The 13,396-nt window shown below is 71.6% G+C and carries 9 protein-coding genes and 1 pseudogene; 7 read left to right on the top strand and 3 right to left on the bottom strand.

Features of this window, described 5'->3' with window-relative positions:
• Positions 1–142 precede the first annotated feature (142 nt).
• Positions 143–577: pseudogene (locus tag C4V41_RS22490) on the top strand (Uma2 family endonuclease); the annotation flags it as partial.
• Here C4V41_RS22490 and C4V41_RS22485 read toward each other — a convergent pair.
• Positions 567–2,225 (bottom strand): hydantoinase B/oxoprolinase family protein, encoded by a 1,659-nt coding sequence (locus C4V41_RS22485; RefSeq protein ID WP_103957847.1) that lies wholly within the window; start codon positions 2,223–2,225, stop codon positions 567–569. The pseudogene C4V41_RS22490 and the gene C4V41_RS22485 overlap by 11 nt on opposite strands.
• Positions 2,222–4,201: a hydantoinase/oxoprolinase family protein gene (locus C4V41_RS22480; RefSeq protein WP_103957846.1), complete on the bottom strand. Its 1,980-nt coding sequence runs from the start codon at positions 4,199–4,201 to the stop codon at positions 2,222–2,224. Before C4V41_RS22480 ends, C4V41_RS22485 begins: the two co-directional genes overlap by 4 nt.
• Positions 4,202–4,307: 106 nt before the next feature.
• Here C4V41_RS22480 and C4V41_RS22475 point away from each other — a divergent pair, with 106 nt between their 5' ends.
• The 6 genes from C4V41_RS22475 (at position 4,308) to C4V41_RS22450 (ending at position 11,989) form a co-directional block, all read left to right on the top strand.
• Positions 4,308–5,786 (top strand): zinc ribbon domain-containing protein, encoded by a 1,479-nt coding sequence (locus C4V41_RS22475; protein WP_103957845.1) that lies wholly within the window; start codon positions 4,308–4,310, stop codon positions 5,784–5,786.
• Complete coding sequence (locus C4V41_RS22470; RefSeq protein WP_103957844.1) at positions 5,786–7,438, top strand: serine/threonine protein kinase; 1,653 nt, start codon at positions 5,786–5,788, stop codon at positions 7,436–7,438. Before C4V41_RS22475 ends, C4V41_RS22470 begins: the two co-directional genes overlap by 1 nt.
• Before the next feature lie 69 nt (positions 7,439–7,507).
• Complete coding sequence (locus C4V41_RS22465; RefSeq protein WP_103957843.1) at positions 7,508–8,164, top strand: response regulator; 657 nt, start codon at positions 7,508–7,510, stop codon at positions 8,162–8,164.
• 89 nt (positions 8,165–8,253) lie between these two features.
• The gene (locus tag C4V41_RS22460; RefSeq protein WP_103957842.1) at positions 8,254–10,317 is read left to right on the top strand and encodes a DUF6421 family protein; all 2,064 of its coding nucleotides are present in this window, start codon (positions 8,254–8,256) and stop codon (positions 10,315–10,317) included.
• Positions 10,314–10,943 carry an SDR family NAD(P)-dependent oxidoreductase gene (locus tag C4V41_RS22455; RefSeq protein ID WP_103957841.1) on the top strand — a complete coding sequence of 210 codons (630 nt, stop codon included), beginning with the start codon at positions 10,314–10,316 and terminating at the stop codon, positions 10,941–10,943. Before C4V41_RS22460 ends, C4V41_RS22455 begins: the two co-directional genes overlap by 4 nt.
• On the top strand, positions 10,940–11,989 hold the full coding sequence (locus C4V41_RS22450) for a threonine aldolase family protein (RefSeq protein ID WP_103957840.1): 1,050 nt from the start codon (positions 10,940–10,942) through the stop codon (positions 11,987–11,989). The genes C4V41_RS22455 and C4V41_RS22450 overlap by 4 nt, the downstream gene beginning before the upstream one ends.
• A gap of 4 nt (positions 11,990–11,993) precedes the next feature.
• Here C4V41_RS22450 and C4V41_RS22445 read toward each other — a convergent pair whose 3' ends face one another.
• Positions 11,994–13,394 carry a phytoene desaturase family protein gene (locus C4V41_RS22445; RefSeq protein WP_103957839.1) on the bottom strand — a complete coding sequence of 467 codons (1,401 nt, stop codon included), beginning with the start codon at positions 13,392–13,394 and terminating at the stop codon, positions 11,994–11,996.
• Positions 13,395–13,396: the final 2 nt, after the last annotated feature.

Below are 13,396 nucleotides of genomic sequence, written 5' to 3'. Positions count from 1 at the left end.
TGGGCGAGCCGGCCCCGAGGCGCACGGTTCTCCCCGGCGCGCCGCCGTTCACTGTCGACGACCTGCTCAAGTTCCCGGACGACGGGAACCGATATGAGCTCTTCAACGGGAGCCTAGTAGTGAGCCCTGCCCCACCCCCCGGCACCAGCGTGTGATCACCAGACTCCTGATGATCCTCCAGACCGCGGCGCCACCCGAGCTTGAGTGCTTGACGACCGTCAATGTCAGGCCGAGCAACGAGGACCTCTACATTCCCGACCTCGTCGTCGTGCCCGAGGAGGTGTCAGAGGCGGTGGATTTGATGTACGACCCCAGCGACCTGCTCCTCGCCGTGGAGGTGGTCAGCCCGAGCAGCAAGGTTCATGACAGATCCTCCAAGGTGGCCGCATACGCGGAGGCGGGCATTCCCCTCTACTGGCGCATCGAGCCCATGGAAGGGCCGAGGATCTACGTCTACGAACTCGACGGACGCACCTACGAGGGACCCATCGTCTACAAGGCCGGAGAGACGGTCACGTTGTCGTCGCCCTTCCGTGCGACCTTCGATCCCGCCGACCTGATGCGACTCAGAGGTTGATCCCGTAGTCCTCTGCCGCTCCTCGCGCCGATACGCGCCCGGCGTCGAGGTCGGCCAGGATCGCCTCGCGGTCCCGTTCGCCCGGTGGGCCGAGGCCGCCGCCGCCCGTGGTCTCGACGATGAACGCCTCCCCGGCCGCGAACCGGACGTTGTTCACCTTTGACGCGAGCCGCTCCACCACCCCGTCCAGGTGCCGCTTGTAGAAGCCGCCCAGTCGTCCCGGCAGCCCTCCGTCGCGCCCCGGTGGCGCCAGCCGGAGCCGGTCGCCGCGCGTCGTGACGTGGCAGTCCGCCAGAAACCGGTACACCGTTCGTGACCCCAGCCCGCCCCGATGCCGGCCGGGTCCGCCCGAGTCCGGGATCGTCTCGATCGACTCCACGATCAGCGGGCAGCGGCTCTCCACCGGCTCCGCCTGCGGCACCGAGTTGCGGCCGATGCCGAAGTGCACGCCGGTCGCGTCCGGCCCGTCCAGGCCGCGCCGGGCGCCCACCCCGCCGAAGTCGTACGACAGATGGATCCAGTACGGCGCCCCGACGGCCGCGATCGAGAACGGCTGCAGGATCCCGCTGGCCGCGATCGCCCGCTCGGGCACCGCGTCGGACATCGCCTGGAAGACGGCCTCCATGGCGGCATAGATGGGGACGTACCGGCCGCCGCAGGGGTAGGGGGAGCGGGCGTTGAGCAGAGAGCCCTCCGGCAGGAGCACGTCGATGGCGCGCAGGCAGCCCTCGTTCATGGGGATCGCGGGGTCCAGGAAGCAGCGCACCGCGAAGACGGCGGCGGCCAGGGACTGCGAGGCCGAGGCGTTGATGGCGGCGGGGACCTGCGGATCGGTGCCGGTGAAGTCGAGGACGGCGCGCTCGCCCAGGGTGACGGCCACCCGGACGTGGTGCGCGCGGCCGGGTTCGATTCCGTCGTCGTCGATCGGGTACGCCGCCTCGAACCGGCCTCTCGGCAGCTCCGCGAGGGCCGCGCGGGTCCGGGTCTCGGTGTGGTCCAGGTAGTCGTCGATGCCCTTCGCCAGGCCGCGGACCCCGTACTCGGCGGCCAGGGCCTCCAGCCGGGCGGCGGCCACCGCGGTCCCGGCCACGAGAGCCCGTACGTCGCCCATGACCTTGTCCGGAGTGCGGCTGTTGGCCTTCAGTACGGCCTCGATGGCCGGCTCGATGCCGTCGGCGGTGGCCAGGCGTACCGGGGGCAGTTGGAGGCCCTCCAGGAAGATGTCGGTGGCCAGCGGCGCCATGCCGCCCGCCGACAGGCCGCCCAGGTCGGACACGTGGATCATGGTGGCGGTGAAGTAGGCCGGGGTCTCGCCGACGAACACGGGGCGGTAGACGAGCAGGTCGTTGGTGTGGACGCCGCCCCGGTAGGCGTCGTTGAGGACGTACACGTCGCCGGGGCGCATGGTGGCGAGGGGGATGTCCGCGATCAGCTCGGGCAGCGCGACCTTGAGCGCCATGCTGTTCATCAGCGTGGTGGCCATGGAGTGGGCGATCATCCGGCCGCCGGCGTCGAGGATGGCGGCGGAGGCGTCGGAGCCCTCGACGATGAACGTCGAGTACGCCGACCGCACCACCACGATGCTGGCCTCCTCCGCCGCCACGACCAGGGCGTTCCTGAGCACCTCGGCGGTCAGCGCGTCGGTCATCCGGCCCTCCTGGTGAGGTGCACGGCGCCCGACGAGGTGCGGGCGGCGTGCCAGCCGGGCGGGACGACGATCGTGGACTCGGCGTCCTCGACGATGGCCGGCCCGTCCTGGTCGATGGTGTCGCGGGTGTGCACCGGCACCTCGGTGTAGCCGCCGAGTTCGGGGAAGTAGGCCAGGCGTGGGCGGGGCCACACCGTGCCGCCCGTCGGTGGCCGGGCGGCCGGGGCGGGGCCGGCGGGGACCGTGACGCGGACGCGGTAGCTGACCAGTTCGGTCTCGCCGCGCTGCGTGATGCCGTAGACCTCCGCGTACCGCTGGAAGAAGCGGGCGTCCAGGGCCGCCCGGTCGGCGGACCAGTCGACGGTCAGGTCGTGGGACTGGCCCGCGAAACGGACGTCCACCGACCGTGCGACCTCCGCGTCAGGCACCCCCAGGTCGGCGGCGGCCTCCGCGGCCAGGGCGGCGAAAACGGCCTCCGGGTCGCCGGCGTCAAGGCGGGACAGGACGCGGTCGGTCGACAGCGCGCCGGACAGCAGCCCCGCCGCCGAGGCCACCCCGCAGTAGGCGGGCACCACCACCGTCCCGATCCCGAACCGTTCCGCCACCCGCGCCGCGTGCATCGGGCCCGCGCCGCCGAAGCCCACCAGGACGAAGCCGCGCGGGTCGATGCCCCGCTGGACCGTCACCACGTGCACCGCCGAGGCCATCGAGGCGCTGACGATCTCGTGCACCGCGTACGCCGCCTCCGCCCGCGACACCCCCAGCGGCCCCGCCAGCCGGTCCAGGGCCTTGTCCGCGAGCGCGGGCGACAGCGGGATCGACGCCGAGGACAGGTAGCCGAGCACCAGGTTCGCGTCCGTGACGGTCGGCTCCGACCCGCCCAGGCCGTAACAGGCGGGCCCGGGGGAGGAGCCGGCCGAGTGCGGGCCGACGCGCAGCGCGCCCGCCGGGTCCAGCCAGGCCACGCTGCCCCCGCCCGCCCCGACCTCCGCCAGGTCGATGGCCGGGGTCTTGATGGGCACGCCGGTGCCCGCCCGCCGCCCGCCGAAGCTGCCCTTGCCGCCCACGTGGAACTCGTGCGTGATCGAGGGCCGGCCGCCGCGTACGACGCAGGTCTTCGCGGTGGTCCCGCCCATGTCGAACGAGATCACGTCCGCGAACCCCGCCCCGGCCGCCGCCAGCACGCCGGCCGCCGGGCCCGACTCGATCGTGGCCACCGCCCGCCTGGCGGCCAGCTCGGCGGAGATCACGCCGCCGCTCGACTCCATGACGTGGATGGGCGCGTCGATCCCGAGCTCGGCCAGCCGCTCGCGGAGCCGGGAGAGGTACGAGGCCATCAGCGGGCCGATGTACGCGGACATGATGGTGGTGGTGGCCCGCTCGTACTCGCGGATCTCCGGCCAGATCTCCGACGACGCCACCACGTTCGGGATCGAGGCGCGCAGGATCTCCGCCACCTGCCGCTCGTGGCCGGGGTTGGCGTAGGAGTGCAGCAGGCAGATCGCCGCCGACTCGATGCCGCGGGCCGCGATCGCGTCCGCGGCGCGGCGTACCGAGTCCAGATCCAGCGGCGTCAGTACGGCGCCGCGGGCGGAGATCCGCTCGGTCACCTCGAAACAGTCGCCGGGCGCGACCGGGGGCGGCGGCGGGGTGAAACGGAGGTCGTATCGGTCCTCCTCGACGCGGGCGTACCGGCCGAGGGGGATGGCGGCACGAAAGCCCTGAGTCGTGACATAGGCGACACGTACGCCCTTGCGCTCCAGGATCGCGTTGGTGGCCAGCGTCGTGGCGTGCACCACCCGCGTGACCTGCGACGGGTCGCGGCCGCCGAGCGCGCGCGTAACGCCGGCGACGATACCGGCGATGGGGTCGTAGTGGGTGCTCAAACATTTGGCCACGGAAATCGCGCCCGACGTGCCTCGAACGACCACGTCGGTGAAGGTACCGCCGACATCGACGCCGATCGTGTAACCCATTCAGGTACGTTATGTCCCCGAGCAAGCGCTTGTCTATCTAGTGGTCTATTGACTTACGGCAGGCGATTGGGACCCTGGTCCTAGTCCTTGCGTTTGGAGCGGAGAGATGGCGCGCCTCACAGCTCTTGCCGGCGGTGTCGCGGTGGCGGTGGCCCTCGTCGTGCCACTGACCGCGATGCCGGTCGCGGCGCACGAACATCCCAGCGGAATCACCGACCTGGTCAGCCCGGCCGTGGTGCGGGTGGAAGCCGTGTCCAAGGTGAAGATCACCCTGCTCGACCATGTGAGCCAGCTCAAACATGTGGAGCGGTCCTACGACATCCCCTTCGCCCAGGGCACCGCGACCGTCGTCAGCCCCGACGGCACGATGGTCGCGCTCAGACGCCTGGCGGTGAACCCCAACGACGTCGCCATCTACGCGGCCAACAAGATCTTCGCCGAGCACCACAAGGTGAAGATCGCGGCCGACTACAAGAAGCACAAACTCTCCGACGACCTGCTCGACCGCCATCTGCAGGCGTGCTACCCGCCCAAGACCAGCACCGCCACCTGCATCATCGACGTGACCACCGAGATCACGGCCTTCCCCAACGTCTCACCGCCCAGCACCGACGGCTTCAAGGTCAAATGCATCAAGGCCGGCCCCGACCCCGACAGCCCGGCCGTGTTCGTGCCGCTGGCCCCGGCGGCCGGCTCCGTCGGCATGCCGACCGCGCCGCTCGGCGACAAGGTGCCCGAGCAGGCCGGCGCGCCCACCAACGTGGCGGGCTTCCTGGGCCGCCCTGGCCCGAACGTCGCGCACACGGTCGAGATCGCCCACCTGTCCAAGGGCGGCGTGGCGGGCGAGGCCGGCAGGCCGTTCGCCGACCCGGAGAAGAAGGTGGACGAGCCGGTCAAGCTGGGCGGGCTCGCCGACAAGGGCCTCGTCGGCGCGCCGGTGATCGGCGACAAGAACGGCCACGTCATCGGCCTGCTGGTCGGCGGTGGCAAGGACGGCAAGATGATCGGGGTCAGGGAGGTCACCGGCATCCTGGCCGCCGCCAAGGTGGTGCCGCGCAGAGGCGCGATCGACACGGCCTTCGAGGCGGCGCTGACCCGCTATCACACGAAGTACTACACCGAGGCCGCGCCCGGCTTCCAGCGGGTGCTGGAGCTCTATCCGGGCAACGTGGTGGCCGCGGCGCTGCTGAAGACCTCGCTGGCCAAGCGCGGCGGCCCGGAGGACCAGGGCACGAAGAAGGCCGCCACCGAGCCGGCCGGCGGGTCCACGCCGCTGTGGCCGTTCGTCGTGGCCGCGGTGGCACTTTTCCTAGCCGCCGGCGGCGGAGCGTATCTGCTGTGGCGTCGGCGCACTCCTGAAAAGGAGACGGAGACGCCAGAGCCACTGGCGGTCAGTCCACCGTTCGACGACGGCGCCAACCAGACCGTGGTCGTACGGCGCTCCCAGTCGTTCCAAGTGGTCCCGCAACAGCAACAGGTGATGACCGCGCCGGACCCGGCGATCAAATACTGCACCTCATGCGGCATGAGGCTCGGACCGGCGCACCGCTTCTGCGGCTACTGCGGCCACCCCAGCGAGACGTGATGCCATTGAACGAAAGATCGTTGATCGGCCAGGAGGTGGCCGGGTACTACATCGAGGACATCGTCGGCAAAGGCGGCATGGCCGTCGTCTACCTGGCACTCGACCCGAGGTTGAGCCGCCGGGTGGCGCTGAAGATCCTCAACCCGGTGCTCAGCGTCGATGACCGGTTCAGGCAGCGGTTCATCCTGGAGTCCAGGACGGTCGCCAGCATCGAGCACCCCAACATCATCCCGATCTACGAGGCCAACGCCGACGCCGACGGCGTCCTCTACATCGCCATGCGCTATGTCGACGGCCTCGACCTGCGCCGGCTCATCTACGACCGCGGGCCGCTGCCGATCGGCCAGGCCAACCAGATCTTCGCCCAGGTCGCCGCCGCGCTCGACGCCGCCCACGCGCACGACCTGATCCACCGCGACGTCAAACCGGCCAACATCCTGCTGGCCGGCGACCACGTCTACCTGACCGACTTCGGCATCACCAAGCACCGCTCGTCGATCTCCGGGCTGACGCAGACCGACCAGTTCATCGGCACGCCCCGGTACATGTCGCCCGAGCAGATCAACAAGGAGCACATCGACGGCCGCTGCGACCAGTACGCGCTGGCCTGCGTCGTCTACGAGGCCCTGTCGGCGCGGCTGCCGTTCCAGCGCGAGAACGACATCGCGCTGCTCTGGGCCCACCTGGCCGAGCAGCCCACGCCGCTGTCGCAGATCAGGCCCGAGCTGCCGCCCCAGATCGACGCCGTGATGATGCGCGCGCTGGCCAAGTCGCCCGAGCAGCGCTACGCGACCTGCACCGAGTTCGTGACCGAGCTGCGCGACGCGATCAGCGGGCATCAGCTCGACCCGTTCGGCGGCCCGGGCTCGGGGCCCCACTACCTGGACGCGCCCGGGGCGAGCTCGGGACCGCGCGCGAACCAGCCGTTCGTGCCCCGCCCGACGTCGAGCCCGCACTCGGGCCCGCACGTCATGCCGCAGCTCCCCGCCCAGCCGGAGCGGCACGCGGCGGCGGCCCCGCCGGCGCGGCCCGCGAAGAAGAAGGGGCGTCCAGGCCGGATCCCGATCGTGGCCGCCACGCTGGTCGCCGCCGTCGCGGCGCTCGGGCTGGTCGCGTTCGTCATCATGGGCCACCAGGACGACACCTGGTCCCGCTACAAGACCAGCGCCGCCGCGCCGCTCACATTCGACTATCCGGGCGACTGGACGGTACGCACCCACCAGGACCTGTTCGCGATCGCCTCGCCGCAGGCCCCCGCGTTCGAGTCCCTGTTCGTGGCCGGCCCGGGCGCCGACTGGTCGAAGGTCTCCGAACTCGTCGCCGACGACCCCGAGGCCGCCTCCGGCATCTACGTCCAGGTCTCCGACACCCTCGACTCCAAGGGCAGCTCCGAGCAGATGAAGGCCAAGATGGAGGTCCTGCTGCCCGGCCAGGTCGACGTCGGCAAACCCGTGCAGGACCAGGCGGGCAACAGCCCCGCCACCCGCTTCGACGGCGCCCTGCACGACCCCGCCACCGGCACCCGGCTGGGCTTCGTGAGCTACGTGATCGACCGCCGGCCCAAGACCATGCTCGTCATGTACTTCTGCGCCAAGGCCACCTGCGACGACGCCACCCAGACGCGCATCAGGCAGAGCGTGCACGTCTCGTGACTTGTGACTCACTTGTGCCCGGCTTGACCTGGGTGTTCAAGGCGGGCACCCGCGGTCTACCCTCCGCGTGTGGGTATTCGTATCGTGATCGCGGACGATCAGGCGATGGTCAGGGCCGGGCTGCGCATGGTCGTCGACAGCGACCCCGGCATGGAGGTCGTCGGCGAGGCGGCCGACGGGCGTGAGGCCATCGCCGTGGCCCGGCGCACGCAGCCGGACATCGTCCTCATGGACATCTCGATGCCCAGGCTCGACGGCCTGTCGGCGGCCAGGGAGCTGCTCGACGCGCCGTCGCCGCCCAAGGTCATCACGCTGACCACGTTCGACACCGACGAGAACCTCTACGCCGCGCTGCGCGCCGGCACCAGCGGGTTCCTGCTGAAGGTCTCGCCGCCCGAGCAGCTCATCGAGGCGATCAAGGTGGTGCACGCCGGTGACGCGCTGCTCGACCCGGCCGTGACCAGCCGGGTGATCGCCACGTTCGCCGGGCGCGCCGAGCCGCGCCCCGCGCCCGCGCTGGCCGAGCTGACGCCGCGCGAGCTGGAGGTGCTGCGGCTGCTGGCGCGCGGGCTCACCAACGCGGAGATCGCCAGGGACCTGTACGTGGGGGAGGCCACGGTCAAGACGCACGTGGCGCGGGTGCTGATGAAGCTGTCGCTGCGCGACCGGGCACAGGCCGTGGTGTTCGCGTACGAGACCGGCGTCGTACGGCCCGGCGCCGCCTGACCGTCTCACCATGCGGGAGGGTTTGGTGAGGCATGGGGTGTCTGTGTGTATATTTTCCGTCATAGGGCGGTAGATACAGGAGATTCTTCATGCGATCGTTTCCCCGTGTGCTGTTCGACGAGGCTCACTGCGAGTCGTGGACCGTCCGGCGTGAGGTGGCCGAGGCCATCAACCCGGCCCATCCCGACGACAACAGCTACGCCCGCGCGGCCGGGCTGCTGCGGCATCTGGGGCACACGGTCGCCGCGCACACGGCGGGCGCCCTCGACGCCGGTGCGCTGGCGGAGCAGGACGTCCTGGTGATCGCGCATCCGTCGGGCGAGCGGTGGGAGCGCACGACCGGGCAGGGCAGCCCCGTCTTCGGCGCCGCCGAGCTGGACGCGATCCAGGAGTTCGTGGCCGGTGGCGGCGGCCTGGTGGTGCTGGCCGAGGAGGAACAGGACAAGTACGGCAACAACCTCGGTGAGCTGCTCGGCCGGTTCGGGGTGGAGGTCGTGCACGGCACCGTACGCGACCCGAAGCACGCGCACCGGGGCGTGGCCACCTGGGTGCTGGGGGAACGTTCCACCGCCGCCGGGCCGCTGGCCGGGGTGCGGTCGGCCTGCTTCTACCGGGCGGGCACCCTTCACGCGGACGGGGCCGACGTGCTGTTCACGACCTCGGCGGCGGCCGATCCCGCGGGCGCGCCGCTGGCCGTCGCGGTCCGGCACGGCCGGGGGCGCGTGGTCGTGTTCGCCGACTCCGACCTGTTCGGCGACGACTCCATCGAGGACTACGACCACCGCCGGCTCTGGGGCAACGTGATCACCTGGGCGGCCCGCGTGCCCGAGGCCGTGGACGGGTCCGAGGCTCGTGACGCGGCCAAGGCGGAGCTGTTCGCGCGGCTGAAGGCCGGGGTGGAGGAGCTGCGGCCGCTGCAGGTCAAGGACGGCTCGGTGCCGGAGGAGGGCAAGGAGCGGGCCAAGGCCCTGGTGGGGGAGATCGCGGCCCGCGTAGGCGAAATTTCGGGATATTTCGCGCATGATGCCGCCTACCTCCAGGCCGTACGGGACGACCTGGCCCAGTGGGCCGAGCAGGACCTGGGCGTGCCCGACTTCCTCGACTCCCTTGACCTGTTCCACCCCGACACCCAGCGCGAGGACGGCCTGGAGCACGTCGTGGTGTTCCCCATGTACACCCAGAACGGCAACCCGAACCGCAACCTGGAGGCGGTCTGGATCCGGACGATCTGGCCGGACTGGCTGGCCCGGCTGGAGGCGGGCGGCTACGACAACCCGATGTTCGTGCCGATCGCGTTCGAGGACTTCACCTCCGGTTACGACACGCACTCGGCCGTGCTGTTCCCCGAGACCGTCGCGGTGCGCCGGGCGCCCGAGCGGTTCACCTGGGGCGGCATCTTCGCCGACCGGGAGGCCGCCCGGTTCCGGCGGGTGGCCAGGGCCGCCGTCGAGACGCTCAAGCTCGACCTGCCGCCCGACGCCGACCGGCTGCTGGCCTCGCAGCAGCTCGCGCAGGACACGTTCGTGCTGTGGGACCTGGTGCACGACCGTACGCACAGCCATGGCGACCTGCCGTTCGACCCGTTCATGATCAAGCAGCGGATGCCGTACTGGCTGTACTCGCTGGAGGAGCTGCGCTGCGACCTGACCGCGTTCGGTGAGGCCGTCAAGCTGGAGGGGCAGGGGGTGCCGCACGCGCGGTACGTGCAGCACGCGATCCTGTTCGACCGGCTGTTCAGGTTCCCGATCACCGGCGAGCGGGTGCGGAACTACGACGGGCTCGGCGGGCAGCTGCTCTTCGCGTACCTGCACCGCAACGACATCGTGCGGTGGACCGACAACCGGCTCACGATCGACTGGGAGCGGGTCGCGGACGGGGTGGCCGACCTGCGCGGGGAGGTCGAGAAGCTGTATCGCGACAGCATCGACCGGTCCAAGCTGGCGCACTGGCTGGCGGCGCACGAGCTGGTGGGCTCGTACGTGGCCCCGCATCCGGCCTCCGTCTGGGCCAAGGGGATCGCGGCGCTGCCGGAGGAGCAGAAGGCCAAGGTGGACGCGGTGCTGGCGGACGAGTTCCCGCTGAGCATGTTCTACGAGGCACTGCGCCGTAAGCTGACCGATGTGGTCGAATCGACTAAGGGACTCCGAGCATGATCATTCTGGTTACCGGGGCCGGAGGGCCCACAGGTGAGGCCGTTTCCGGATATTTCCGGAAACAGGGGCACACGGTGATCGGGGTCGACAAGCAGGACGTGGACCTGCTCGACCGCGCCGCCGTACAGGACCTGGCCGATCGCGTCGAGCGCGAGCACGGCCGCGTGGACGGCGTCGTGCACCTGGTCGGCGGCTGGCGCGGGTCCGGCTCGTTCGCCGAGACCAGCCTCGACGACTGGGACCTCCTGCACGACCTGCTGATCCGTACGCTCCAGCACGTGTCGCTGGCCTTCGAGCCGCTGCTGCGCCGCAGCGACCGCGGCCGCTTCGTGATCGTCTCGGCGCAGGCGGCCGGACGGCCCACCGCCGGCGGCGCCGTCTACGCGGCGGCCAAGGCGGCGGCCGAGGCGTGGACGCTCTCGCTCGCCGACGCGCTGCGCGACACCGGCTCCGCGGCGACCATCCTGGTCGTCAAGGCCCTGGTGAACGACGCCATGCGGGCCGAGAAGCCCGAGGCGCGCTTCTCCGGCTTCACCGACGTCGACGACCTGGCGGCGGCCATCGGCGGGCTCTACGACCGCCCGGCGGCAGAGATCAACGGCACCCGATTGGACCTCACTTCTTGACTCCCCGGCACGACCCCAGCATCAAGGCGTTCGCCAGCGACAACTACGCCGGCGTGCACCCCGAGATCCTCCAGGCCATCGCCACGGCCAACGGCGGTCACCAGACCGCCTACGGCGACGACGTCTACACCGAGGCGCTGCGGGAGGTCTTCCAGCGGCACTTCGGCGCGGGGGCGCGGGTGTGGCCGGTGTTCAACGGCACCGCCGCGAACGTCGTCTCCCTGCGCGCCATGACCGCCCCCTGGGAGGCGGTCATCTGCGCGGAGACCGCCCACATCCACACCGACGAGGGCGGCGCCCCCGAGGTGATCGGCGGCATCAAGCTGCTGACCGTGCCCACGCCGGACGGCAAGCTCACGCCCGAGCTGATCGACCGGCAGGCGTGGGGCTTCGGCGACGTGCACCGCGCCCAGCCGAAGGTGGTGTCCATCTCCAACACCACCGAGCTGGGCACCCTCTACACCCCCGAGGAGATCGCCGCGATCTGCGCGCACGCCCACGGCCTGGGCCTGCTCGTGCACCTCGACGGCTCGCGCCTGACCAACGCGGCCGCCGCGCTGGACGTACCGCTGCGGGCGCTGACCACCGACGCGGGCGTGGACGTGCTCTCCTTCGGCGGCACCAAGATCGGCCTGCTGTACGGCGAGGCCGTCGTCGTGCTCAACCCGGAGGCGGCCCACGGGATCGACTACATCCGCAAGACGTACATGCAGTTGTCGTCGAAGATGCGGTTCGTGTCGGCGCAGTTCGAGGCGCTGCTGTCGGGCGACCTGTGGCTGCGCAACGCCCGGCAGGCCAACGCCATGGGACGGCGGCTGGCCGAGGCCGTGGGCGGCATCCCCGGCGTGGAGCTGTCCAGGGCGGTCGAGGCCAACGCGGTGTTCGCGATCCTGCCCAAGGACGTGAGCGAGCGGCTGCGCAAGCGGTTCCGGTTCTACACCTGGAACGAGGCGACGGGGGAGGTGCGGTGGATGTGCGCGTTCGACACGACGGAGGAGGACGTGGACGCCTTCGCCGCCGCCCTCGCCGAGGAAATGGCCTTCTGAAGCCCTAACCGTGCTTCAGGGCCAGGCGGGCGGCTTGGCGGCCGCCCATGCCGTGCGCCCCCGGGCCCGGCGGGGTCGAGGACGAGCAGAGGAACACCCCCGGCAGCGGAGTGCGCCACGGTGCCGGGGACCAGACCGGGCGGCGGACGAACTGGCCCAGGCTCGCCAGCCCGCCCCCGATGTCGCCGCCCACCAGGTTGGGGTTGGCCGCCTCCAGCTCGGCGGGCCCCATCGCGTGCCTGGCCAGCACGCGGTCGCGGAAGCCGGGCGCGTAGCGCTCGATCTGGGTCTCGATGGCGTCGGTCATGTCGGCCCGCGAGCCGTTCGGGACGTGGCAGTAGGCCCACAGCGTGTGCCCGCCCCGCGTCGGATCGGCCGCGTAGGGCTGGACGAGCAGCACGTAGGGGCGGGGCGAGTGCCGGCCCGCGGCCATCTCCGCCTCGCTGAGCGCGATCTCCTCCAGAGTCCCGCCCAGGTGCACCGTGCCCGCCCCGGCCACCGCCGGATCCCGCCACGGCACCGGCCCGTCCAGGGCCCAGTCGAGCTTGAACACCCCCGGCCCGTAGCGGTAGCGCTCCAGCCCGCGCCGGTAGCCGTCCGGCAGATCGGCCATCGCGAGCAACTGCCTGGGCGTCACGTCGAGCACCACGATCGGCGCGTCCAGCTCCGCGAGCCGGCGCACCCGGTGGCCGCCGACCGCCTCACCGCCGAGCGACCTGAGCTCGGCCACGAGCGCGTCGGCCAGCACCTGCGAGCCGCCCCGCACCAGCGGCCAGCCCACCAGGTGGGCCAGCGCGCCCAGCAGCAGGCCGTAGCCGGCCGTGATGGGGGCGCGCAGGTCGAGCATCGAGTGCGCGGCCATGCCCGCGATCAGCGCCCGCCCCTCCACGGTGCGGAACGCCCGCCGGGCGAACGTCGTGGCGGGCAGTGCGCCCGCGAGCCCGAACCTGGCCGCCTGCGCGAAGGTCTTGAGCGGCACGTGCCACGGCCCCAGCGGCTGGAGCAGCAGATCCACCAGCGGGAACCCGGCTTCGGCCGCCGCCCCCGCGCTCGCCAGCCACGCGCGCCCGTCGCGCCCGAGCCCTTCGGCGGTGCGCCGCGCGTCGCGGTGCACGAGCACGGCGGGCCGCCCGTCGAGCGGATGCGCCACGGCCACCGGCGGATGGGCGAACTCGACGCCCTTCAGCGCCAGCTCCCTGAACGCCGGCGAGGCCACCGCCATCGCCATCACGGTCGCGCCCAGATCGTGCACCCGCCCGGGGAGCGTCAGCTCGGCGGAGCGCAAGCCGCCGCCGAACCGTTCGGCCGCCTCCAGCAGCAGCACCTTGCGCCCGGCGCGGGCCAGCGTGACGGCGGCGACGAGCCCGTTGGGCCCCGAGCCCACGACGACCGCGTCGGCGCTCATCG

It is taken from the genome of Nonomuraea solani, assembly GCF_900108335.1.
GTDB lineage: Bacteria > Actinomycetota > Actinomycetes > Streptosporangiales > Streptosporangiaceae > Nonomuraea > Nonomuraea solani.
This window is presented reverse-complemented; position numbering and strand designations above follow the sequence as displayed.

Excerpts from the sequence above, each read along its gene's own strand:
- C4V41_RS22470 (WP_103957844.1), top strand. The coding sequence starts at position 5,786 with ATGCCATTGAACGAAAGATCGTTGATCGGCCAGGAGGTGGCCGGGTAC.
- C4V41_RS22475 (WP_103957845.1), top strand. The coding sequence starts at position 4,308 with ATGGCGCGCCTCACAGCTCTTGCCGGCGGTGTCGCGGTGGCGGTGGCC.
- C4V41_RS22480 (WP_103957846.1), bottom strand. The coding sequence starts at position 4,201 with ATGGGTTACACGATCGGCGTCGATGTCGGCGGTACCTTCACCGACGTG.
- C4V41_RS22485 (WP_103957847.1), bottom strand. The coding sequence starts at position 2,225 with ATGACCGACGCGCTGACCGCCGAGGTGCTCAGGAACGCCCTGGTCGTG.
- C4V41_RS22445 (WP_103957839.1), bottom strand. The coding sequence starts at position 13,394 with ATGAGCGCCGACGCGGTCGTCGTGGGCTCGGGGCCCAACGGGCTCGTC.
- C4V41_RS22455 (WP_103957841.1), top strand. The coding sequence starts at position 10,314 with ATGATCATTCTGGTTACCGGGGCCGGAGGGCCCACAGGTGAGGCCGTT.
- C4V41_RS22460 (WP_103957842.1), top strand. The coding sequence starts at position 8,254 with ATGCGATCGTTTCCCCGTGTGCTGTTCGACGAGGCTCACTGCGAGTCG.